General features: G+C 68.4%; 21 protein-coding genes and 1 tRNA gene. 14 read left to right on the top strand and 8 right to left on the bottom strand.

Annotated features, from left to right (window positions below; all coding sequences use genetic code 11):
- Nucleotides 1-114: 114 nt before the first annotated feature.
- The 3 genes from pgm (at nucleotide 115) to LX13_RS16155 (ending at nucleotide 2,771) form a co-directional block, all read left to right on the top strand.
- A complete protein-coding gene (gene pgm, locus LX13_RS16165; RefSeq protein WP_253662321.1) occupies nucleotides 115-1,752 on the top strand; it encodes a phosphoglucomutase (alpha-D-glucose-1,6-bisphosphate-dependent) in 1,638 nt (545 codons plus the stop codon).
- Nucleotides 1,753-1,855: 103 nt separating this feature from the next.
- Nucleotides 1,856-2,602, top strand: coding sequence for a DsbA family protein (locus LX13_RS16160; RefSeq protein WP_253662320.1), 747 nt, complete (start codon nucleotides 1,856-1,858; stop codon nucleotides 2,600-2,602).
- A gap of 96 nt (nucleotides 2,603-2,698) precedes the next feature.
- A tRNA-Ala gene (locus LX13_RS16155) sits at nucleotides 2,699-2,771 on the top strand.
- 67 nt (nucleotides 2,772-2,838) lie between these two features.
- Here the strand turns inward: LX13_RS16155 and LX13_RS16150 are convergent.
- Nucleotides 2,839-4,656 (bottom strand): bifunctional sugar phosphate isomerase/epimerase/4-hydroxyphenylpyruvate dioxygenase family protein, encoded by a 1,818-nt coding sequence (locus tag LX13_RS16150; protein ID WP_253662319.1) that lies wholly within the window; start codon nucleotides 4,654-4,656, stop codon nucleotides 2,839-2,841.
- Nucleotides 4,657-4,753: 97 nt separating this feature from the next.
- On the opposite strand from LX13_RS16150, the gene LX13_RS16145 reads away from it, so the two are divergent.
- From LX13_RS16145 to LX13_RS16135, 3 genes are all read left to right on the top strand, one after another.
- Nucleotides 4,754-5,395, top strand: a complete 642-nt coding sequence (locus LX13_RS16145; protein WP_253662318.1) for a TetR family transcriptional regulator — start codon at nucleotides 4,754-4,756, stop codon at nucleotides 5,393-5,395.
- 98 nt (nucleotides 5,396-5,493) lie between these two features.
- Nucleotides 5,494-6,378 carry a shikimate dehydrogenase gene (locus tag LX13_RS16140; protein WP_253662317.1) on the top strand — a complete coding sequence of 295 codons (885 nt, stop codon included), beginning with the start codon at nucleotides 5,494-5,496 and terminating at the stop codon, nucleotides 6,376-6,378.
- Between the two features lie 7 nt (nucleotides 6,379-6,385).
- A complete protein-coding gene (locus LX13_RS16135) occupies nucleotides 6,386-7,735 on the top strand; it encodes an MFS transporter (protein WP_253662316.1) in 1,350 nt (449 codons plus the stop codon).
- 204 nt (nucleotides 7,736-7,939) lie between these two features.
- On the opposite strand, the gene LX13_RS16130 is transcribed toward LX13_RS16135, so the two are convergent.
- A complete protein-coding gene (locus LX13_RS16130) occupies nucleotides 7,940-8,278 on the bottom strand; it encodes a histone-like nucleoid-structuring protein Lsr2 (protein ID WP_253662315.1) in 339 nt (112 codons plus the stop codon).
- A gap of 423 nt (nucleotides 8,279-8,701) precedes the next feature.
- Between LX13_RS16130 and LX13_RS16125 the strand changes: the two genes are divergently transcribed.
- Nucleotides 8,702-10,222 carry a DEAD/DEAH box helicase gene (locus LX13_RS16125; RefSeq protein WP_253662314.1) on the top strand — a complete coding sequence of 507 codons (1,521 nt, stop codon included), beginning with the start codon at nucleotides 8,702-8,704 and terminating at the stop codon, nucleotides 10,220-10,222.
- A gap of 73 nt (nucleotides 10,223-10,295) precedes the next feature.
- Here the strand turns inward: LX13_RS16125 and LX13_RS16120 are convergent, their stop codons facing one another.
- On the bottom strand, nucleotides 10,296-10,844 hold the full coding sequence (locus LX13_RS16120; protein ID WP_253662313.1) for a DUF4190 domain-containing protein: 549 nt from the start codon (nucleotides 10,842-10,844) through the stop codon (nucleotides 10,296-10,298).
- 95 nt (nucleotides 10,845-10,939) lie between these two features.
- On the opposite strand from LX13_RS16120, the gene trhO reads away from it, so the two are divergent.
- From trhO to LX13_RS16095, 5 genes are all read left to right on the top strand, one after another.
- Entirely contained in the window at nucleotides 10,940-11,800 is an 861-nt protein-coding gene (trhO, locus tag LX13_RS16115; protein WP_253662312.1) for an oxygen-dependent tRNA uridine(34) hydroxylase TrhO, read from the top strand.
- Complete coding sequence (locus LX13_RS16110; RefSeq protein ID WP_253662311.1) at nucleotides 11,797-12,867, top strand: CobW family GTP-binding protein; 1,071 nt, start codon at nucleotides 11,797-11,799, stop codon at nucleotides 12,865-12,867. Before trhO ends, LX13_RS16110 begins: the two co-directional genes overlap by 4 nt.
- The gene (locus LX13_RS16105; protein ID WP_253662310.1) at nucleotides 12,864-13,139 is read left to right on the top strand and encodes a DUF3253 domain-containing protein; all 276 of its coding nucleotides are present in this window, start codon (nucleotides 12,864-12,866) and stop codon (nucleotides 13,137-13,139) included. Before LX13_RS16110 ends, LX13_RS16105 begins: the two co-directional genes overlap by 4 nt.
- 313 nt (nucleotides 13,140-13,452) lie before the next feature.
- Nucleotides 13,453-14,526, top strand: coding sequence for an N-acetylmuramoyl-L-alanine amidase (locus tag LX13_RS16100; protein WP_372499948.1), 1,074 nt, complete (start codon nucleotides 13,453-13,455; stop codon nucleotides 14,524-14,526).
- A 67-nt stretch (nucleotides 14,527-14,593) separates the two neighbouring features.
- Nucleotides 14,594-15,505, top strand: a complete 912-nt coding sequence (locus tag LX13_RS16095) for an SDR family oxidoreductase (RefSeq protein ID WP_253662308.1) — start codon at nucleotides 14,594-14,596, stop codon at nucleotides 15,503-15,505.
- Here LX13_RS16095 and nadE read toward each other — a convergent pair.
- Nucleotides 15,465-16,298 (bottom strand): NAD(+) synthase, encoded by an 834-nt coding sequence (gene nadE, locus LX13_RS16090; protein ID WP_253662307.1) that lies wholly within the window; start codon nucleotides 16,296-16,298, stop codon nucleotides 15,465-15,467. The two genes, LX13_RS16095 and nadE, sit on opposite strands and share 41 nt — an antisense overlap.
- A gap of 42 nt (nucleotides 16,299-16,340) precedes the next feature.
- Here nadE and LX13_RS16085 point away from each other — a divergent pair, with 42 nt between their 5' ends.
- Complete coding sequence (locus LX13_RS16085; RefSeq protein ID WP_253662306.1) at nucleotides 16,341-17,117, top strand: fructosamine kinase family protein; 777 nt, start codon at nucleotides 16,341-16,343, stop codon at nucleotides 17,115-17,117.
- A 27-nt stretch (nucleotides 17,118-17,144) separates the two neighbouring features.
- On the opposite strand, the gene LX13_RS16080 is transcribed toward LX13_RS16085, so the two are convergent.
- Nucleotides 17,145-18,125: a DUF6542 domain-containing protein gene (locus LX13_RS16080; protein WP_253662305.1), complete on the bottom strand. Its 981-nt coding sequence runs from the start codon at nucleotides 18,123-18,125 to the stop codon at nucleotides 17,145-17,147.
- Between the two features lie 59 nt (nucleotides 18,126-18,184).
- Nucleotides 18,185-19,300 (bottom strand): DNA recombination protein RmuC, encoded by a 1,116-nt coding sequence (locus LX13_RS16075; protein WP_253662304.1) that lies wholly within the window; start codon nucleotides 19,298-19,300, stop codon nucleotides 18,185-18,187.
- 95 nt (nucleotides 19,301-19,395) lie between these two features.
- Here LX13_RS16075 and LX13_RS16070 point away from each other — a divergent pair, with 95 nt between their 5' ends.
- Nucleotides 19,396-20,385, top strand: a complete 990-nt coding sequence (locus LX13_RS16070; RefSeq protein ID WP_253662303.1) for a glycoside hydrolase family protein — start codon at nucleotides 19,396-19,398, stop codon at nucleotides 20,383-20,385.
- Nucleotides 20,386-20,407: 22 nt separating this feature from the next.
- On the opposite strand, the gene LX13_RS16065 is transcribed toward LX13_RS16070, so the two are convergent.
- Both LX13_RS16065 and LX13_RS16060 read right to left on the bottom strand, forming a co-directional pair.
- Nucleotides 20,408-20,926, bottom strand: a complete 519-nt coding sequence (locus LX13_RS16065) for a methylated-DNA--[protein]-cysteine S-methyltransferase (protein ID WP_253662302.1) — start codon at nucleotides 20,924-20,926, stop codon at nucleotides 20,408-20,410.
- Entirely contained in the window at nucleotides 20,923-22,491 is a 1,569-nt protein-coding gene (locus LX13_RS16060; protein ID WP_253662301.1) for an AlkA N-terminal domain-containing protein, read from the bottom strand. Before LX13_RS16060 ends, LX13_RS16065 begins: the two co-directional genes overlap by 4 nt.
- Nucleotides 22,492-22,511 lie beyond the last annotated feature (20 nt).

Here is a 22,511-nt window from a genome sequence, read left to right as displayed (position 1 = left end):
CGACGTCCTTGCGGCGACTATCCGCGTGCAGACCATACCCGGGCTGATTGTTTGGCAGAATCTGGCGGAGTACGGCAATTCTGACGCGGGCACGGCGAAGGGCGATATCCACACATGGCGCACGAGCGGGCCGGCACTCCGGCACTTCCAGAGGACCTCGTCGACATCGGGGCGCTCGAAGACGCCTATTACACGACGGTCCCGGACCCGGAAGATCCGTTGCAGCAGGTCGTTTTCGGTACCTCGGGCCACCGCGGATCCAGCCTCGACGCCGCGTTCACCGAATCGCACATCGTCGCGACGACCGCGGCGATCATCGAGTACCGCCGCGGGGCGGGCATCGGTGGTCCGCTGTTCATCGGCTTCGACACCCACGCACTGTCGCGACCGGCGTGGCGGACGGCGATCGAGGTGCTCGTCGGCGCGGGAATCGAGGTCTGTGTCGACGAGTTGAGCAGGCACACACCGACTCCCGCGGTCAGTCACGCGATCCTGGTACACAATCGCGCGGGCGGACCGGAGGCCGACGGCATCGTGGTCACGCCCTCACACAACCCCCCTCGCGACGGTGGGTTCAAGTACAACCCGCCCAACGGTGGCCCGGCCGATTCGTCGATCACCACCGGAATCGCCGATCGCGCAAACGAACTGCTGCGCGAGGGGTTGACCGCGATCCCGCGGGTCCCGTTCGACCGCGCGATGCATTCCGATCTCGTCGTCAAATACCCCTTCAGCACAACGTATGTCGACAGTCTCAAAAACGTCGTCGACATGACCGCCATCCGGGAGGCCGGGATCCGTATCGGCGCCGACCCGCTCGGCGGGGCCTCGGTGGGGTACTGGGCCGAGATCGGCTTCATGTACAACCTCGCGCACCTGACGGTGGTGAACCCGACCGTCGACCCGCAGTTCGGGTTCATGACCCTCGACACCGACGGCAAGATCCGGATGGACTGCTCGTCGCCGAATGCGATGGCGTCGTTGATCGCGGTCCGTGACAGCTACGACATCGCCACCGGCAACGACGCCGACGCCGACCGGCACGGCATCGTCACCCCCGACGGCGGGCTGATGAACCCCAACCACTTCCTGGCCGTCGCGATCGACTACCTGTTCACCCACCGGCCCGGCTGGAACGCCTCCGCCGCGGTGGGCAAGACGCTGGTGAGCTCGTCGATGATCGACCGCGTGGTGGCGAACGTCGGTCGCCGGATGGTCGAGGTGCCGGTCGGGTTCAAATGGTTCGTCCCCGGCCTGCTCAGCGGCGACATCGCGTTCGGCGGCGAGGAGAGCGCCGGCGCGTCGTTCCTGCAGACCGACGGCGACGTGTGGTCCACCGACAAGGACGGGATCATCATGGCGCTGCTGGCGTCGGAGATCCTGGCGGTGACGGGCAAGTCGCCGTCACAGCGTTACGCCGAACTCACCGAGCAGTTCGGCGACCCCGCCTACGCGCGGATCGACGCACCGGCGAGCCGGGCGCAGAAGGCGTTGCTCGGCAAGCTGTCGGCATCGCAGGTCTCGGCGACGTCGCTGGCGGGGGAGCCGATCACGGCGATCCTGACCGAGGCGCCCGGCAACGGCGCCGCGATCGGCGGACTCAAGGTGGTCACGGAGAACGCCTGGTTCGCCGCCCGCCCGTCGGGAACCGAGGACCTGTACAAGATCTACGCCGAATCCTTCAACGGCCCAGACCATCTCGCGCGGGTCCAGGAGGAGGCGCAGGCGCTCGTAGACGGCGCCCTGAGCTGAGCGCGACGGGGCACCGAACGCTCAGATTTCTCTCAGTCGGGGTTGACTAATGTAGCGACGTGACGTGCGGGTGCTCAGTGGATGACGGCGAAGGACAGCGGTGATGGCGGAGAAGAAGTCCTCGGCTCGACAGCGTGCGAAATATCAGCCGCAGAAGACGTCGAGCACCACCACCTATCTGCTCGCCGCGGTCGCCGTCGTGGTGATCGCCGCCGTCGTGGTGGGCGGGGTGATCTGGAACAACCAGCGCAACAAGGGTGAGGCCGACCCGAATGTGTTGGCGCAGAACGCCAGCCTGATCATCGGTCGCGCCGACGCGCCGCACACGATCGACGTCTTCGAGGACTTCCAGTGCCCGGTGTGCAAGCAGTTCGAGGCGCAGTCGGGTCAGTCCATGATCGACGCCGCCACCGCGGGCAAATTGCGGGTCCGCTACCACTTCCTGACGTTCCTCAATCGCAACTCGGGTTCGGGTGACTACTCCTCCCGTGCGGCGGGTGCGGCGCTGTGCGTCGCCGAGGGCGGCAACCAGGACACGTTCCTGAAGTTCCACAGCAAGCTCTACGTCGAGCAGCCACCCGAGGGTGGCGACGACCCGGACAACGCGGCGCTCGCCCAGAAGGCGGCTGCCGTGGGTGCGACACCGGCCGCACAGCAGTGCATCACCGCGGGCACGAAGATCCAGGCGGCCAACGAGGCCGCCGACCAGTCCACGACGCAGCTGTCGAAGTCGCTCAACGGACAGGTCGGCACCCCGAGCGTGCTCAGTGGTGGTCAGCCGGTCGCCGACCTGCTCAGTGGCCCGCAGTGGCTGCAGACGCTGCTGGCCGGTGGCGCGGACGAGAACTGATCGTGCGGGCGGGGGATTTGGACCCGACCGCGCCGATGGGGTAATTTCGCCTCGGACCGTATGCCGGTGAACACCGGGGTGCGGACAACTGAACACGGGGCTATGGCGCAGCTGGTAGCGCACCACACTGGCAGTGTGGGGGTCAGGGGTTCGAGTCCCCTTAGCTCCACCCGAGAACCCGCCGACCACCAGGTCGGCGGGTTTTTTCGTGCCCGATGCGAGGTGCGCCGGCGGACCTACCTCGCCGTGTCCCGTCTCTGGGCGGCGAGTCGCACCGGAGCGTTGTCGGCCCCGTAACCGTCGTAGTGGCCACGTCGCTCGACGAACTCGAAGAACACGTTGCCCACCGTGCGGGTGTAGAAGTGCACGAACTCGCCGTCGGTGTCGCGGTCGTAGAGCAGATCGAGCTCGCGCAGCTCGGCGACGACCGACGCGTCGACGCCGAACTTGCCCGCGACGTAGTCGTAGTAGTTGTCCGGCACCGGCAGGAACGGCAGCCCGCGAGCCCGGGCCGCGCGCGCGACCCCGAGAACGTCGGTGCACGCGAAGGCCACGTGCTGAGTCGGGGCCGATCCGCTGAGCACATGGGGAGCGACGTTGAGCGGCAGTCGGACGGCGCCGTCGGCGGTGCGCATCACCTGACTGCGGATCAGCCCGGTGGGCCCGGCGACCTCGGTGGGCGCATCGGCCGAGAAACCGAACACGCTGGTGTAGAACAGCACTGCCTCGTCTGCGGTCTGCCACGGCTGGGTCAGATTGACGTGATCGATGACCCGCACCGGTGAGGCGGGGTCGGCGGGCGCACCGTCGGTGAACTCGTCGACCCAGGCCGGGTGTGACCCGTCCGCCGACGCGGTCGACCAGAAGATCTCCGAGCCGTCGGGCGCCACCGCGGAACCCAACGGTTGCTCGGAGCCGTAGGTGCGTCGAAACGCTCTCGGCGCCATCAGGTCGACGGCGCGGCGCGTCGTCGCATCGGCGTCGGGGACGGCCAGACCGACCGCCGCGATGTGCGGGGCCTGGTCGCGGGCGAGCTGTTCGTTGAGGACGACGCGCGCCGCTCCCGCGACCCACAGCGACACCGGCTTGGTGCGGTGGCGTCCGCGCGCGGTGAAGCCGAGTTGATCGAGGACCACCTCCACCTCGCTGGTGTCCTCGGCCTTGACCTCGACGAAGTCGAAACCCACCGCGGGCTCGGCGTCGGCGACCGGGAAGAGGTGGGACGCCGCGGACTGTTGCGGGTGGTGGGCGACCTTGTCCTGTAGCCAGAGCAGCGACCGCAGCGCGTGGACGGCGGTCCGGTCGGGATCGGTCTGACGGAAGGTGTCGTTGAAGACCTCCAGCGACAACGGCCCGTCGAAACCGGTGGAGAGCACGTGCGCGGTGAACGTGGTCAGATCGAAAGCACCCTCGCCGGGGAACAGTCGGTGATGTCGGCTCCACGACAGCACGTCCATGCTCAGCGCCGGCGCGTCGGCCAACTGGAGATAGAAGATCTTGTCGCCGGGGATGTCGGCGATCGCGGACGGATCGTGACCGCGGGACAGCACATGGAAGCTGTCGAGACACACCCCGACCGACGGGTGGTCGGCCAACTCGACGATGCGCCACGCCCGGCGGTAGTCGTCGACGAACCGCCCCCAGGCGAGGGCCTCGAACGCCACCCGCACGCCGTGCGTCGACGCGACCTCGCCGAGGCGACGCAACTGGGCGGCCGACACGTCGTCGGAATCGACGGTGGCGGTCGCGACGTTGCTGCACACGAGCACGGTGTCGATGCCCAGGCGTGCTGCGGTGGCGAACGTGGCGCCGGCACGACGGAGGTTCTCGGCGAACGTGGCCTCGTCGACCCCCTCGATGTCGCGCAGGGGCTGATACAGGTCGAGGGTGAGGCCGAGCCGCGCCGCGAGGGCACGGATCTCCTCCGGGCTGCGGTCGCCGGCGATGAGGTCGGGTTCGAAGATCTCGACCCCGTCGAACCCGGCGTCTGCACAGGCCTGCAGTTTCTCGGCGAGTCCGCCGCTGAGTGAGACGGTGGCAATCGAGGTGCGCATTGGGGATCTCCTGTCGGAATCCGCAATGTACCAAAAAGTACATTAGCGTCGTCGGGCTTTGGGGCGATCACGGCGAGGCCCCAGTAGGCTGCGCACCGTGACCGACCAACCGCGACCCGAGCTCCAGCGCGACGCCGCGCGCACGCGCACGGAGCTGCTGAAGGTCGCCACCGAGGTGTTCGCCGAGTCCGGCTACTCGGGCGCCCGCGTCGACGTCATCGCCGAGCGGACCAGCACCACCAAGCGGATGATCTACTACTACTTCGGCGGCAAGGAGGGCCTGTACCTCGCCGTTCTCGAGAACGCCTACCTGGGTATCCGCGAGGCGGAGCAGAAACTCCAGGTCGACCACGTCGATCCGGTGGAGGCCATCCGGCGTCTCGCCGAGCTCACCTTCGACCATCACATCGCCCACCAGGACTTCATCCGCCTGGTGTCGATCGAGAACATCCATCGGGGCGCGTACATCAATCGCCTCGAGTCGTTGCGTGAGATCTCGCGGCCGGCCACCTCACTGCTCGACGACATCCTGGTCAGGGGCCGCGAGAAGAAGCTGTTCCGCGACGACGTCGAGGCGCTCGACGTGCACATCGTCATCAGTTCCTACTGCGTCTTCCAGGTCGCCAACCGGCACACCTTCGGTTTTCTGTTCGGCGTCGACTTCGGTGAGGTGTCGCAGCGTGCGCACCTGCGCCGCATGATCGGCGAAGTCGTCGTGGGCTGGCTGACCACCCACTAGGGCGAGACCCCGCTCACACAAAATCCTTGACGAGACGCACACCACAGTGCTCTACTCACTGAACGTACTAGTTCGTACATTAGTGAGGACCCAGGATCGTGACTTCTCATCCCTATCTCGTCGGGCTCGTCGGCCAGGGTGTCGGACCGTCTCTGACGCCCGCGCTGCACATGGCCGAAGGCCGTGCCCACGGACTCGACTACATCTACCGCACCATCGACCTCCCGACGATCGGGGTGGAGCCCGAGCGCATCGGCGAGATCCTCGACTGGGCCCGTGCGCTCGGATTCGACGCGCTCAACATCACCCATCCGTGCAAGCAGCTGGTGATCGACCACCTCGATGCGCTCGATGACGCCGCGGCCGCACTCGGAGCGGTCAACACCGTTCTCTTCGAGGCGACCCGCACCGTCGGCCACAACACCGACGCCCCCGGGTTCGCGACCGGCTTCGCCCAGGGACTGCCCGGCGCCCGGACCGACAGCGTCGTGCTGATCGGCGCCGGGGGAGCGGGCGCGGCCGTCGGCCACGCGCTGCTGAGCATCGGCACCGACCATCTCACCGTCGTCGACATCGACGACGACCGCGCCACCGCGCTGAGCACGGACCTCGCCGCACGTCATCCCGAGGTTCGGGTCGAGGCGTCGTCGTTCGACAAGCTGTCGGTGCTGCTGCCCGCGGCCGACGGCGTCGTGCACGCCACGCCGACCGGGATGGCCGATCACCCCGGGACGCCGTTCGACATCGCGCTGTTGCACCCGGATCTGTGGGTCGCCGACATCGTCTACCGGCCGCTCGACACCGCACTGCTCGTCGCCGCACGCGCCGCCGGATGCCGGACCCTCGACGGCGGCGGAATGGCCGTGCACCAGGCGAGCACCGCCTTCGAGCTCATCACGGGGATCACTCCCGACGCCGAGCGCATGACCCGCCACTTTCGTGCCCTCGCCGGCTCGAATTCACCCACCAGTTCAGCGAAGTAGGAGAACGATGAGTACCACTGTGAGGACAATCGACGAACCCGGCGGCCGAGGCGGCAAGACGCCCAAGCGTGCGGCGCTGGCCAGCTTCATGGGCAGCGCGGTCGAGTACTACGACTTCTTCCTGTTCGGAACCGCAGCGGCACTGATCTTTCCGCAGGTCTTCTTCCCCAACGACGACAAGGCCGGTCTGGTCATGTCGTTCGCGACCTTCGGCGTGGCCTACATCGCGCGTCCACTCGGCGCGGTGGTCCTGGGCCACTTCGGTGATCGGGTCGGCCGTCAGAAGGTCCTGATGTTCTCGCTCGTCATGATGGGCGTGTCGACGTTCGTGATCGGCTGTCTGCCCACCTTCGACGCGATCGGTTGGGCCGCACCGGGTCTGCTGGTCCTGTGTCGGTTGGCGCAGGGACTCTCGGCGGCCGGTGAGCAGGCCGGCGCCAGTTCGCTGACGCTCGAGCACGCACCGGACCACCAGCGGTCCTTCTACACATCGTGGACGCTGACCGGGACCCAGGGCGGACTGATCCTCGCCTCACTGGTGATGATCCCGTTCATGGCCCTGCCCGACGAGGCGAAGTTCAGCTGGGGCTGGCGGGTGCCGTTCTGGTTCAGCGCGGTCGTCGTCGTCGTCGCCTACCTCATCCGGCGCAGCCTGGCCGAGCCCCCGGAGTTCGCCGACGCCAAGGCGAACGGCGCCATCGCGAAGCTGCCGGTGGTCGACCTGATGCGCAATCACTGGGCCGATGTCCTGCGAGTGGTGTTCTGCGCCTTCATCGCCGCGGTGTCGACGGTGTTCGCCAACCTGGCGATCGCGTACGGCAAAGAGGTCGGGTTGCCCGCCGACATCACGCTGTGGTTGGTCGTGGTGGCCAATGTCGTCGCCCTGGTCACCCAACCGCTGTTCGGCAAGCTGGCCGATCGCATCGGACGCAAGCCCGTCTTCATCTACGGCGCGCTGTCGTCGGCGGCGCTGATGCCGTTCTACATGCTCTCGATGAGCGGCGGCAATCAACCGCTGACGTTCGCCCTGGCGGTGGCCACCTTCGCCTTCGGCTACGCCGCGGCCAACGCGGTCTGGCCCTCGTTCTACGGCGAGATGTTCAGCACGCAGGTGCGTTTCTCCGGCGTGGCCATCGGTACACAGTTGGGGTTCCTGGTCGCCGGCTTCGCGCCGACCATCGTGACCGCCCTGGGCGGGGTCGCCGAGGGGGGCTGGGTGGTGATCAGTGTCTTCACCGCGGTGATCGCGATCATCGCCGCCGTCGCCGCATCGACTGCGAAAGAAACCAAGGACGTCCCCACGCCGATGCTCGGGACCACGGTTCCCGACTCGGTGAAGGATCTCGTCAACAACTGAGGCGAAGCGGGGCCGCGAAAGAAAGTCGCGGAATCGCGTACAGCAGTGATCGCGAGTGGATTTCAATACCGTTCAGTACGGAATTGTTCACGGGGCGGTCGAAGCAGACAAGCGAATCGGTCACTCACTCCGCAATCCGCGAAGTGGGTGACCGATTTGTTTCGGTGCAGCGGCGCCGCCCCCGTGATCAGCGCCGATGGCAGGTCAGTGCGAGGCCTCGAACGCGTCGACGACCTCGATGGGGATCCGACCGCGGTTGCTGACCTCATAGCCGTTGCTGTTGGCCCAGTCCCGAATCGCCTGCGTCTGCTCCTTGGAGCGAGTCGCGCCGGCGGGCACCAGGGCGCGCTTCCCGCGGCGTCCTGCGACCGACCGCGATGCCTCGACGTACTTCACGAGGGAATCGCGGAACTGCTGTGCGTGCTTGGGCGAGGTGTCGAACTCGTACTGACGCCCGTCGAGCGACCAGCGGACAGTTTCGAATTCCTCCAGCACCTTGCCGTCGATGTCGTCGATGAACTGAACTATCTGCTTTTTGGCCATATTCTCCGGGGTCCTTCCAATCACTGCCGTCTGACGATGGAAACATTAGGCGACATGTACTAATTGGGCAAACAACTGCTATTCCCTTCCCTCGTTGCGTTCCGAGAATGGGTTTTTTATCGCCTTCTGCGAGCGACGCCGATAAACAAACTGGACTAATGCCCGGATTACGTCCGATCAGAGCCGCGGGGACGGAATGTGTCGTACGCGACTCCTCGCGGTCGGTCGTCCGCCGGTTTCGTCGGCTACTCTGGTCACCGAAAGGCTCGTTGGGATTCCCTGAGCCGCTCGCGTCGTAGAACGCTTCTTCACCGCCGATGTCTCGGTGAGTCGATTCCTTCGTACGGCGAACGAACGCGCACGCCTGCGTGTTCGCCACGACTTCACGTCACCCGGTGATCCCGGGATGTTCCGCGGAGTCCGATGCCCGAAAGGCATTTTGTGACCCACACTGAATTCGGCGCGCTCGGCGTGCCCGCACCCCTCGTCGCCTCACTTGCGGCCGAGGGAAAGACCGAAGCCTTCCCCATCCAGATCGACACCCTCCCCGACACCCTCGCGGGCCGTGACGTCCTGGGTCGTGGAAAGACCGGTTCCGGCAAGACCCTCGCCTTCTCCATCCCGCTCGTCGCGCGCATCGGTGCCGACGGCTCCGGCGGGACCCGTCGCCGCGGTAAGCCCCGCGCGCTGGTCCTGGCCCCCACCCGTGAGCTGGCCACCCAGATCGACGCGGTCCTCGCGCCGCTCGCCGCGGTCTACGGCATGCGCACCACGACGATCTTCGGCGGCGTGAACCAGCGTCGCCAGGTCGACGCGCTGCAGGGTGGCGTCGACATCGTCGTCGCCTGCCCGGGCCGTCTCGAGGACCTGCTCGACCAGCGCCACCTGACCCTCGACGAGATCGAGGTGACCGTCATCGACGAGGCCGACCACATGGCCGACCTCGGGTTCCTTCCCGCGGTGACCCGCATCCTGACCAAGACCCCGGAGAACGGACAGCGTCTGCTGTTCTCGGCGACCCTGGACAACGGGGTGGACAAGCTGGTCCGCCGCTTCATGCACAACCCGGTCATGCACTCGGTCGACGAGGCCAACTCGCCTGTCGCCGCGATGACCCACCACGTGTTCGAGGTGTCCGACACCTCGTCGAAGAACGACCTCATCGACGTCCTCGCCTCGGGTACCGGCCGTCGCATCCTGTTCATGCGGACCAAGCACCAGGCCAAGAAGCTCGCGAAGAAGCTGACCGCGTCGGGTATCCCCGCGGTCGATCTGCACGGCAACCTGTCGCAGCCGCAGCGTGATCGCAACCTCGCCGCGTTCGGTGAGGGGTCGGTCCGCGTTCTCGTCGCCACCGACGTCGCCGCCAGAGGCGTGCACGTCGACGACGTCGAGCTCGTCATCCACGTCGACCCGCCGGCCGAGCACAAGGCCTACCTGCACCGTTCGGGCCGTACCGCCCGCGCGGGCAACGCAGGCGACGTCGTCACCATCGCCCTTCCCGAGCAGCGCGCCGACCTGCGTCGCCTGCTGAAGAAGGCTGCCATCGACGTGGCCCCGAGCCGGGTCACCGCGCAGTCGCCCGATGTCACCGACCTGGTCGGCGAGATCGCACCGCACGTGACGCCGAGCGCGGCGCCGCCGGCAACCCAGCAGCAGCCCGGCGGCGGACGTCGTCGTGGCGGCCAGGGCGGGGGAGCGCAGAACGGGCGCGCCCGTGCACCCCGTACCGGTGCCGGTCGTGGCGGGGCGTCGGGTCGCGGTGAGCGTTCCGGTGCGTCGAGCGCCGGTTCGGCCGGTCGCTCGTACAGCACCAGCTCCGGTGATTCGTCCGCGCCTGCCCGTCGTACCGGCGGCGGCGGTGCGCGTCCCGACTCGAGCCACGGTGCCAGCGGTCGCCGCGGCACCGGCACCGGCGCAGGCCGTAGTCGGGCGACTCGCTAGTCGACCGACCCCACAGACACTGATCGGCGGCCCGCATCGCGGGCCGCCGATCGGCGTTCGAGGGGGAAGAACTTCAGGTGCTGGCGGCCCCGGCGATGACCACGATCAGGATGACCAACAGCGCGATGATCATCAGGCCGACACCGACCCAACCGAGTACCCGACCGGCCACGGCCATGCCGCGACCGTCCTGGTGTCCGCCGGAGGCGTCGATCTCGGCGACCGCCATGTTGCCCAGGATGATGGCCGGGATCCCGGCGATCACGCACAGGATCAGACCGGCGATACCGCAGACCAACGCGCCGATCGCCTTGCCGTTGGTCTGTGCGACGACCGGCATCCCGTAGGGCTGCTGCCCGTATCCGCCGTAGGACGGGGTGCCGTACTGGCCCTGTCCGTAGGGCTGGTTTCCGTACTGCGGTTGTCCGGGCGGGAACGATCCGTACTGCTGGTCGCCGTACTGCGGGCCGGGGTACGGGTTCTGCTCACCGGAATAGGCGCCGCCCGGGTAGGGCGGTGGGTACTGGTCGCTGCCCGGCGCCGGTTCCGGTGTCGGCTGATCGTCCTTGCGCAGGGACGGTCGGTCGTCGTCGGGGGCGCCCGGGGGAGGCGGATAGGTCATGTCGTCGTCCTTCGTGCGGGGGCGTCGAGGGGTCGATTGCGTCCGCAGAGTCTAGCTGTCACGTGTCCGTTCGACCCGCTCCGTATTCTTGTCGGGTGTCGCTCTCGAAGATCGTTCTCTTCTACGTCTTCACACCGCTGACCGATCCCGACGCGATCCGTCTGTGGCAACAGACGCTGTGTGAGGCGGTCGGTGTGCGCGGTCGGATCGTCATCTCCACCCACGGCATCAACGCGACCGTGGGCGGCGAGATCGGCGCGGTGAAGAAGTACGTCGCCGCCACGAAGCGGTACGCCGCGTTCGCCGAGGCCGACATCAAGTGGTCCGACGGCGGAGTCGACGATTTCCCCCGTCTGCAGGTGCGCGTCCGGCCGGAGATCGTGACCTTCGGCCGCCCCGACGAGGTGCGCGTCGACGACGGCGGTGTGATCGGCGGCGGACGCCGACTCGACCCCGACCAACTCCACGAGCTGATCGCCGAGCGTGGCGACGAGGTCGTCCTGTTCGACGGCCGCAACAGCATCGAGTCCCGCATCGGCCACCTCCGCGGCGCGGTGCGCCCGGAGGTCGAGACCACCCGCGAATTCGTCGACCTCCTCGACAGCGGCCGCTACGACCATCTCAAGGACCGACCGGTGGTCACCTACTGCACCGGCGGCGTGCGGTGTGAGGTCCTCAGCAGCCTCATGCACGCTCGCGGTTTCGCCGATGTCTACCAACTCGAGGGCGGGATCGTGAACTACGGCAAGCGATTCGGTGACGACGGGCTGTGGCGCGGATCGCTCTACGTGTTCGACAAGCGGATGTCGGTGCAGTTCTCCGACCACGCCGAGGTCGTCGGACGATGCGACACCTGCGGTGCGCCCACCGACGCGGTCCGCAACCACCCGGACGTCAACGGTCGCGACCTCGCCGTGGTCTGCGCGTCGTGCGCGGCCGAGGTGTCGGTCGGATGAGCGTCGTCCGAACGCGTGGACCCGTTCCGGTGGTCCTGCTCGCCGGTTTCCTCGGGGCAGGCAAGACGACGGTGTTGAACCATCTGCTGCGTAGCGGGTCGGGCCTGCGAATCGGGGTCGTGGTCAACGACTTCGGGGCGGTCTCCATCGACGCGCTGTTGGTCTCGGGGGCGGTCGACGGTGCCGTCACCCTCGGCAACGGATGTATCTGCTGCACCACCGATGCGGACTCGCTGGAGACGGTGATGGGTGAGCTGGTGAAGCCGGCGGCCGGTCTCGACGTGGTCGTCATCGAGGCCAGTGGACTCGCCGAGCCGGCGGCACTGGTCCGGATGGTCACCGCCGCCCACACCGACCGGATCCTCTACGGCGGGTTGATCTATTTGGTCGACGCCGAGCAGTTCGACGACACGCGCGCGCGTCATCCCCAGATCGGACACCACATCGCGCTGGCCGATCTGGTGCTGGTCAACAAGACCGATCGGGTGTCGGCCGACCGGGCGGCATCGGTGCACGAGACCATCCGAGGGTGCAACGCGTCGGCCGCGGTGCTCTCGACCACGCACGGCGTGCTGGACCCGGCGATGCTCATCGACCTCCCCGACACCGTCGCCGACGACGGACCCCGTCAGCTCGAACTGTCCGACCTGCTCGCCGAGGAACACGCCGAGCACGATCACGCCGACGCCGACCACGCGCATCTGCACGACGGGTATCAGTCCGTCGACTTCGCCACCGCGGCCCCGCTGCACCCGCGCGCCCTCGCCGCGCTGCTGGAGCGACCGCCGGTCGGCGTCTACCGGGTCAAAGGGGTGGTCTTCTTCGACGCGCCGGGTCATCGCGGCCGCTACGTCGTCCACGGGGTCGGCGGGCACATCAACGTCACCGTGTCACGCTGGGCCGCCGACGAGCAGCCGACCACGCAGCTGACGGTGATCGGCGCGGGCGTCGACGTCGACGAGGTCCGGGCGGCCCTGGAGGCCACCGTGGCCGGCGACCGGTCGACCGACCGCCAGTCCATGCTCGCCATCACGCGGTATCAGCAGCAGGGGAGGCGGGCATCATGACCGACGATCCGACATCGGTGACCGAGGCCGACCTCGAACACGCCATCTCCGACCTCCTCGACGCCCGCGCCCCGACCTCCTCGATCTGCCCGTCGGACGCCGCGCGAGCGGTCGCGCCGACGAACTGGCGACCGCTCATGGAGCCGGTCCGCCAGGCGGCGAACCGGCTGATGGCGGCCGGCGAGGTCGAGATCACCCAGCGGGGAGCGGTGGTGGACCCGGCGACCGTGAAGGGACCCATCCGGATCCGTCGCCCCCGCTCGGACGGGTAGATCTGCCGATCGGTCGGCCGAACCAACGATTGAGCATCGGCTCGGTCACGGCCAGACAACGAATGGTCGATCTCTCCGGATCGCGTTGGCACCTGACTCTCAAGTACTGGTTCACTGTTACACCAGTGACCTATGTGGCTCCTGGTGTTTGGGGGTCCGTGTGATCGACAACGAGAGGAGCGTCGCGCCGGCCCGTGGTCGGTGCGCATCTGCCATGACCCGTACACCGTTTGGTCCCCACCGAGTCCGTGCCGCGGGAACGGCGATCATCGCCGGTACCGCCGCGGTCGTGCTCGCCGCCGGTGTGGTGTCGATGCCGTCGATCGCCTCCGCCGCCCCTGCTCCCGCACCCGCCCCGGCCGCCCCGTCGTCCTCGGCGCCGGCAGCGCCCTCCACCACCGCCCCGGCGCCGGCCGCGCCCGAACAGAAGAACGCGTTGGCGGGCAAGACCGTCTTCCTCGATCCCGGACATCAGGGGTCGGCCGCGGGCAACGATCTGCGCAAGCAGGTCTCCGACGGTCGCGGCGGTAAGAAGGACTGCCAGACCACCGGCGCCGTCGGCGTCAACAAGGCCGCCGAACACACCGTGAACTGGGACGTGGTCCAGCTGGTCAAGGCCGGGCTCGAGAGCCAGGGCGCCAAGATCGTGCTCTCGCGCGCCGACGACAAGGGGTGGGGCGGTTGTGTCGACGACCGCGCCAACGCCGCCAACGCGTCCAAGGCCGACCTCGCCGTGAACGTCCACGCCGACTCGACCTCGACCGGAGCCGACCCCGCCAAGAAGGGCTTCCACATCATCGTGCCGAAGCTGCCGGTGCCGGACCCGACGGTGAGCCTGGTCCAGTCGACCACCGGCCGCAAGGCCGCCGAGACCATGCGCGACTCGTTCAAGGCGGCCGGCTTCCCGCCCGCCAACTACGCGGGCGTGAACGACGGCCTGCAGGCGCGTTCCGACATTGCCGCGGTGAACCTCACCAAGGTCCCCGACGTCTTCATCGAGATGGGCAACCTGGCCAACCCCGCCGAGGCCGACGCGCTGGCGGGCAAGACCGGACAGGTCAAGTACGCCGTCGCGATCATCGACGGCATCGCCAAGACGCTGCTGGCCGCGCCGAAGAGTTCGCTGCTGAGCCCGAGCCTCCCGCAGGGGAGCGAGAACACGCCGTCCACCGGTGAGACCCCGCCGACGACGACGTCGCCGTCCAACGGTCTCGACCTCAGTGGACTGCAGGCGCTGATCCCCCTGATCGGCCAGCTCGTCTCGACCAAGGACCCGTCGGCGATCCTGAGCCTGCTGCAGACCCAGGGCCAGGACGCGTCGTCACAGGTGCTCAAGTCGCTGCTGTCGGTGGTCTACTCGGCCTTCGGCGGCAAGCTCCCGATCTGAGCGCGGTCCACGCCGTCGGCCGATCAGGGTCACGTGCTCGCCCCACACGAGCATCTACGCTGCAGGCATGAGCGTGCGTGATCTCCTCGTCATGGCCCCCCCGGTGCCGTCACTGAACGACAAGTACGTCGTGGTGACCGGAGCCGCAGGGGGGATCGGCCGCGCGACCGCCCTCGAGGCGGCGCGACGTGGTGCGCGGGTGGTCGTCACCGACATCAACGCCGGACAACTCGCGTCCACGGTCGACGAGATCCGTTCCGCAGGCGGCACGGTCGCCCACTCCGAGGCCGGTGACGTCACCGACATCGACTGGGTCCGCGGCTTCGCCGAACGCGTCGAGTCCGAGCACGGGGTCGTCGACGTGTTGTGCAACGTCGCCGGCGTCTCGGCCTGGGGGACCGTCGAGAACCTCACGCACGAGACGTGGAAGAAGATGGTCGACATCAACCTGATGGGACCTATCCACTTCATCGAGTGCTTCGTCCCGGGGATGGTCCGTCGCGGGCAGGGCGGACACCTGGTGAACGTCTCCTCGGCCGCCGGGCTGCTGGCGTTGCCGTGGCACTCTGCCTACAGCGCCAGCAAGTTCGGCATCCGCGGCGTCTCGGAGGTGCTGCGTTTCGATCTGCGCCGACATCGCATCGGGGTGTCGCTGGTCTGTCCCGGTGCGGTCGCCACGCCGCTGGTCGGCACGGTCGACATCGCCGGCGTCGACAAGGAGAACCCGCGGATCAAGGCGGCCATCCACCACTTCGAGAAGCGCGCCGTGAGTCCGGAGAAGGCGGCGCACGCGCTGCTGGCCGGCGTCGCGAAGAACCGGTTCCTCGTCTACACCTCCACCGACATCCGGTTCGGATACTGGATGTCGCGAAAATTCGCGCTGCCCTACGAGATCGCGATGCGGGTCGCCAACGACCGGTTCGACCGCCTGGCGCGGCTCAGCGCGGTGGAGTCGTCCACCAGTCGTCGAACGGGGTGACCGGGACGGTGCGCTTGTGCCGGGTGGCGGTGAACAGCGACTCGATCCGCTCGGCGACGTGGTCGTCGACGTCGTGGCCCTCGAGGTAGTCGTCGATCTGTGCGTAGGTCACGCCCAGCGCCTCCTCGTCCGGTAGCGCAGGCCGGTCGTCCTCGAGGTCGGCCGTCGGCACCTTGGAGGTGACCGAGTCCGGGGCGTCGAGATGCCGCAGGATCTGTGCGCCCTGTCGTTTGCTCAGACCGGTCAGTGGGGTGAGGTCGACACCGCCGTCGCCGAACTTGGTGAAGAACCCGCTGACCGCCTCCGCGGCGTGGTCGGTGCCGACCACCAACAGGGATTCCTGGCCGGCGATCGCGTACTGCAGGATCATCCGCTGCCGGGCCTTGATGTTGCCGCGCACGAAGTCCCGGAGGGGTGCGCCCACCGCGTCACCGGCGACCGAGGCGGTCGCGTCGGCCCCGGGCTTCACGTTCGCCACGACCGATCGGTCCGGCGCGATGAAGGTGAGCGCGATCTGGGCGTCGTCCTCGTCGGCCTGCGTGCCGTAGGGCAGGCGCACCGCGACGAAGGTGGCTTCGGTTCCCTCCGAACGTAATTCCGCCGCCGCGCTCTGGCACAGTGCGCCGGCCAGCGTGCTGTCCTGGCCGCCGCTGATGCCCAGGACGTAGCCTTTGGCGCCGCTGGCCACGAGGTAGGCCTTGAGAAAATCGACCCGGCGCCGGATCTCCGCGGCCGGATCGATCTCGGCCGTGACCTCGAGTTCGGTGATGATGGACTTCTGCAGAGGCCTCATCTTCCCCATGGTAATCACGGTGGGCGTGGCACGCTGGAGTCGATGAGCAGCGATGTCCACACCAAACGCCGATCCGACGTCCACCCCGACTTCTTCGCCGCCGAGGCCGCCGGTCTGCGATGGCTCGCCGCCGCCGGTGCGCCGGTGGTGGAGGTGGTGAGTGTGGCCGCCGACCGGATCGAACTACGCCGACTGCACGACGTCGCCCCGACGCGTGCGGCGGCCGAGCGTTTCGGTGTCGCCCTGTCGGCGATGCACGACGCCGGCGCCGACCACTTCGGGAGTCCACCGGAGGGATTCACCGGCCAGACCTTCATCGGGAGTCGGGAGCAGGAGTCGGTCCCCACCGACTCCTGGGGCGAGTTCTACGCGCGGACGCGGGTGCTGGCCTTCGTCGACCCGGCCGTGGCCGCGGGCAATCTCACCCGGTCGGACGAGGCCGCGGTGCGCGAGGCCTGCGACCGCATCGCCTCCGGCGACCTCGACCCCGCACCCGGCGGGCCCGACGAGAAACCCGCTCGCCTCCACGGCGACCTGTGGACGGGCAACGTGCTGTGGACGCCCGACGGGGTGGTCATGATCGACCCGGCTGCACACGGCGGACACCGGGAGACCGATCTGGCCATGCTGGCCCTGTTCGGATGCCCGTTGCTCGGGCAGATCATCGAGGGGTATCAGAGCAGGCGACCGCTGGAATCGGGGTGGGAGCAGCGGGTTCCGCTGCATCAACTCCATCCGCTCGCCGTCCACGCCGCGGGTCATGGGCCCGTATACGGCGCCTCGTTGGGTGCTGCGGCGCGGGCGACCCTCGCGCTGTGACGCCCAGGGATCGTGAGATGACTTCCCTCAGGGATTGACGCCGCGGTATCGCGCACGCGGCGCCGACGGCGGTCGAAGATCGTCGAGGGGTTCGGGACGCGGCCGACGTGGCGGCAGTCGCCCGCCCGGCTGATCACGCACGGGTTCGGCAGGGGGACTGTCGGCGGAGCGCCGGTGGCCGCTCGGACGGGGGCGCGGTTCGCGGGACAGATCATCGCGGTCCCTGTCCCGGTTCCTGGCTCCGTCGCGGTCGCGCGGCACGGCCGAACGCAGCGGCTCGCGGGATCCGCTCGGGCTGTCGACCCGACGTCGGGCCGGCGGCTGGACGCGGGTGGGTTCGTCGGCCGACCGGCGCGACGCGCGACCGACCCCGTCGGCGGCGTACGCGGTGGGGGCTTCGCGGCGTCGGGAGCGGCTGGGGGCGTCGGCGCCGTCGTCGCGACGCGCGCCGGCGGTGCGAGCGCCCGACCGGGCGCCTGTGTTCGCGGTCTCAGAGCGTGTGGAGCGGGCCCTGGTCGTCGCCGTCGGCCGGTCCGCGCGGCGACTCGCAGCGCGCTTCGGCGCCTTCTCGGCGAGCGATCGGGTGAGGAACCAGCGACCGAGCCCCAGCAGCAGAACGACGACGAACGTCCACGCCATCAGCGGGAACAGCTTCGCGATCGGCAGCAGGACGTTGATGATGAGGTCCTTGAGTCCGCCTTCTGCTCCGGGCTTCACCAGATAGAACGTGATCACTGCGACACCGAACGCGATCAGCGGTGGCTGGGTGACGGCGGTGAACAACGACCGGCGGCGCACGAGCAACACAGCTGCCACACAGCCGATGAAGTAGAGGACGCGGAAGGTGGTCGCGAGTTCGCTCTGTCCGGACCCGTCGATGACCGCACCGATCACGGTGGGCACCAGAGCGACGAGAACGGCGCCCCACCAGGGCACACCGCGCACAGTCGGGAGTACCGATTGCTGTTCCGTGGGGATCCCGGAACGCGTCTTTTGGGCAGAGAGCACGTCTAGACGGTACCGGTAGACGCTGAGAATCCCCGTATGACCACGCGCGATCGGCGACGTCAGTGCATGTCGGCCCCGCGAACGGCGCGCACGTCGGAATCGATGGGCTCGACGGTGGACGGTGCGTCGTCGCCGGATCCATAGAACGCGTCGAGGTCGCCGAGCTTGCGGGCGGTGACCATCACCCGCGATTCCATGGCGCCCACGGTCGCGTTGAACGACTCGACCGCGCGGCCGATGGATCCGCCCAGACGGTCGAGGTGCGATGTCATCGTGGCGAGCCGGTGGTACAGCTCGCGTCCGAGGGCATGGATCTGTTCGGCGTCGCGGGCCATCGCGTCCTGTCGCCACGACAGCGCCACGGTGCGCAGCAGTGCCACGAGACTGCCCGGAGTGGCCAGTACGACGTTGCGACCGAAGGCGTATTCGACCAGGTCGAGGTCGACGCGACAGGCGGCCTCCAGCATCTGGTCGCTGGGGATGAACAGCACCACCAGCTCCGGCGACCGGGCCATCTCCCGCCAGTACTCCTTTGCCGAGAGTGCGGTCACGTGTGCGCGCATCGCGCGTGCGTGGTCGGCCAGGAAACGGCGCTCGGCGACGGTGTCGTCGGTGGCGACCGCCTCCAGGTAGGCCTGCAGCGGCACCTTCGCATCGATGACGATGTCCCGCTCGGCCGGGAGGTGCACCACCAGATCGGGTCGGGCGCCCGATGCGGTGGTCTGTTGTTCGGTGAAATCGCAGTACTTGCTGAGACCGGCCGCCTCGACGACCTTCCGCAGATGCATCTCGCCCCACCGACCCCGGAGTTGCGGGGTGTGCAGGGCATTGGCGAGGCGCTGTGTGTGCGCCCCGAGTTGCGCCGACGCGGCGCGCATCCCGGTGACCTGCTCGCTCAACCCGGCGAACGAGCTGATCCGTCCGCGCTCGGCCCGTCGCAGTTCGTCGGAGAGCCGGTCGAGCGTCTCGTGCAGCGGGCCGACGATGTGCGCGACCTGCGAGCCGATGGCACCGGACTGTCGGCGGGCCGCGTCCTCGCTCGCCGAGGCCAGCGCCTGGGACAGCAACGCGTGACTTTCCCGGATCGCGGTGGTGCGCATCGCGTAGACCCACCATCCGGCCCCGAATCCGAGAGCCAGTCCGATGGCCAGGGCGACAACGGTGGAGACATCCATGGTGCACATGGTGCCCGTGAGGTGTGACAGTCGTCAGGAGCACCGGCGATGACTCTTGTTGCAATTCTGTACGAATGTGGCGAGAGTGGCGGGTCGTGCGTGATACTTCACCGGTGATCCGACTGAGAACTGCCAGTGCCACCGCCGTGTCCGCGGTGGTGCTCGTCATCGCCGGTCTGCTGATCGCGACACCGGCCGTCAGCAACGCCGCGCCGACCGGTCTGCGGTACACCGTGGTGGGCTTCGACTCGGCCAACGCCCGCAGCATGGACGTGTACGAGTCGAGCGACGGCACGCAGTTCGACCTCGCCCGCAAGGGCGCGTATCGGCCCGCAGCCGGAGCGGTGCGCGACCCGAGCATCTTCCGCAGCGCCGACGGGGTCTATCACCTGACCTACACCACGGGCGGCGCGAAGATCGGTTTCGCGGAGAGCACCGACCGCCTCAACTGGACCTCGACCGGCGACCTGCCCGTCCCGTTCTGCTGTGCCTTCCTGCCCGGCACCGGGGACGGCAAGGGCCTGAGCCTGCCGTTCCCGTTCACCGGCTCCGCCGGTTTCAAGGGCGGGCCGTCGCTGTCGCCGTTCGTGACCAAGGCGTGGGCACCGGACTGGTTCGTCGAGGGCGGCCAGGTCAGCGTGATCCTGTCGCTGTCCACCGGCGGCGGGTTCGTGCCGTACGTGATGACGGCGTTGGACTCGTCGTTGCGACGCTGGGGACTACCCCGACTGATGACCGGCATCAACGCCGACCACATCGACACCACCGTGGTCAAGGTCGGATCGACCTACCACGCGTTCACCAAGAACGAGACGAAGAAGATCATCGATCACGCGGTCGCCCCGTCGCTGACGGGTCCCTACCGGTACATCCCGGCCGGGAAGTGGGGCACGCTCCGTGAGGGACCGGCGGTGACCCAGCTGCCCGACGGCACATGGCGGATCTACTACGACGCCTACCGCGAGAACAAGTACTTCTACTCCGACAGCACCGACGGGCTGAAGACCTGGTCTCCCTCGAAGGAGGTCCCCGGTCTGTCCGGGAACGTCCATCACATCGGCGTGCTCAAGGAGCAGGTGGGCTGAGCGCGGCGGTCGATGGGCGCGGTCAGGCGGCCGCCTCCGCGGTGTGCTCGGCCTCGTGGGCGATCAGTGCCCGTTTGATGTCGAGTCCGTAGCGGAATCCGCCGAGCGTCCCGTCCCGGCGCTGCACGCGGTGGCACGGCACGAACAGGGCCGCCGCGTTGCGGGCGCAGGTGGTCGCCGCAGCGCGGTGTGCGGCACCGTTGCCTGCGCGTTCGGCCAATTCGCTGTAGGTGACCTGCTTGCCCGGCGTGACGCGGCGCAGCACGTCCCAGGCGTGGGTGACGAAGTCGCCCGAGAGCTGCCGGACCGGGACGTCGTCGATGGCGGTGACATCGCCCTCGTCGTACCGGACCGCGGCGGTGCTGATCGAGCCGAGATCGTCGATGTGCGTGAGTGTTCCGGGACGCAGGGCCGGATGGATCAACGCGGTCAGGTACTCCGGGTCCTCCGTCCACCCCGAGGCCAGGACGGTGCCGTCGGCCGCGATGACGGTGAACGGTCCGGTCGACAGCGAGATGGTCGTCCAGTGTGCGGTGCTCATGGGTTCTCCTCGGTGGGTGAAGGCTCTGGGGGTGAAGGTTCGGGGTCTGACGGTGTCGTCATGAATGGACGCGCGGAACGCAGAAGTGGTTCCGTCTCGCGCAGGGCGTCGTGCCAGAGGTGCATCGACACGTACGACCGCCACGGCGACCATCGGTGCGAGTCGGTCAGGTCCACCCCGATCGCATCGGCCCGGCGTTTGAGGATGAGGTCGGTGTCGAGCAGGACGTCGGGGTCGCCGAGTACCCGCATGACGACGTAGTCGGCGGTCCACCGGCCGATACCCGGCAGGGCCATCAGTGACGTCCTCAGTTCGTCGGCGGGCATCGCCGAGTGCAGGGCGACGCCGCCGTCGGCGACGGCTCGGGCGACGTCGATGATCGCCGCGACCCGGCGACGGGGTCCGGCCAGCACCTCCGACCCCCGCTCGGCGATCGCCGCGGCGGTGGGGAACAGGTGGGTCACCTGTCCGTGCGGGGTCGTCAGGGGCTCGCCGAGAGCGGCGACCAACCGCCGTCCATGGGTGCGGGCGGCGGCCAGGCTGATCTGCTGGCCCAGCATCGTGCGGATCAGCATCTCCACCGGGTCGACGGCACCCGGTACACGGATCCCGGGACAGTTCGCGACCAACGGACGCAGCTGCGGATCGCCGACGAGCGCGTCGTCGACCGCGGCGATGTCGGCGTCGAGATCGAGCATCCGGCGCAACCGGTGCACCGCGGTGCCCAGGTCGTGCATGTCCACCTGGGCGATGTCGGCGACGACGTGGTCGTCGTGCAGCGTGACCGACACCGCGGCCGGCCCATTCGGTAGGGCGATCGCCCGGTGATAGGTGCCGTCCCGGAAGTCCTCGAGTCCGTCGATCACGTGTCCCGCGAGGAACCAGCTGAGCCAGGCCGACGAGAAGGGTTGACGCACGCTCAGTCTCAGGCTGACGCGGACCGGTGTGTGATCGTCGGATGCGCGGCGGACGGGGTGTCGACCACGCCGTCGCCGCAGCTCGGTGGGGCTCAGCGCGAAGACCTCGCGGATGGTGTCGTTGAACTGCCGCACGCTGGCGAAGCCGGCGGCGAAGGCGATGTCGGCCATCGACATCGGGGTGCACTCGATGAGGATGCGGGCGTTGGTCGCGCGGTTGGCCCTGGCCAACGCGAGTGGGCCCGCACCGAGCTCCTCGGTCAACACCCGGTTGAGTTGCCGTGACGAGTAGCCCAATGCGGTGGCCAGACCGTCCACCCCGGCTCGATCCACCAGACCGTCGCCGATCAGGCGCATCGCGCGCGAGGCGAGATCGGAATTGAGGTTCCAGCGCGGTGAACCGGGGACCGCGTCGGGCAGACAGCGACGGCACGCGCGGAAGCCGCCCTGCTGGGCGGCGGCCGCGGTGATCACGAAGTCGACGTTCTCCGGGTGCGGGGTCACCGCAGGACACGATGGGCGGCAGTAGATCCCGGTGGTGCGGACCGCGACGAAGAACTGTCCGTCGAAGCGGGTGTCCCGTGACGAGAGGGCGCGGTAGCACCGCTCGAAGTCGAGGTCGGCCGACGTGGCCACGGACGGTGTCATGACTCCACTGTGTCAGTGGC

Origin of the sequence: Williamsia maris (assembly GCF_024171815.1) — a bacterium.
GTDB lineage: Bacteria > Actinomycetota > Actinomycetes > Mycobacteriales > Mycobacteriaceae > Williamsia_A > Williamsia_A maris.
This window is presented reverse-complemented; position numbering and strand designations above follow the sequence as displayed.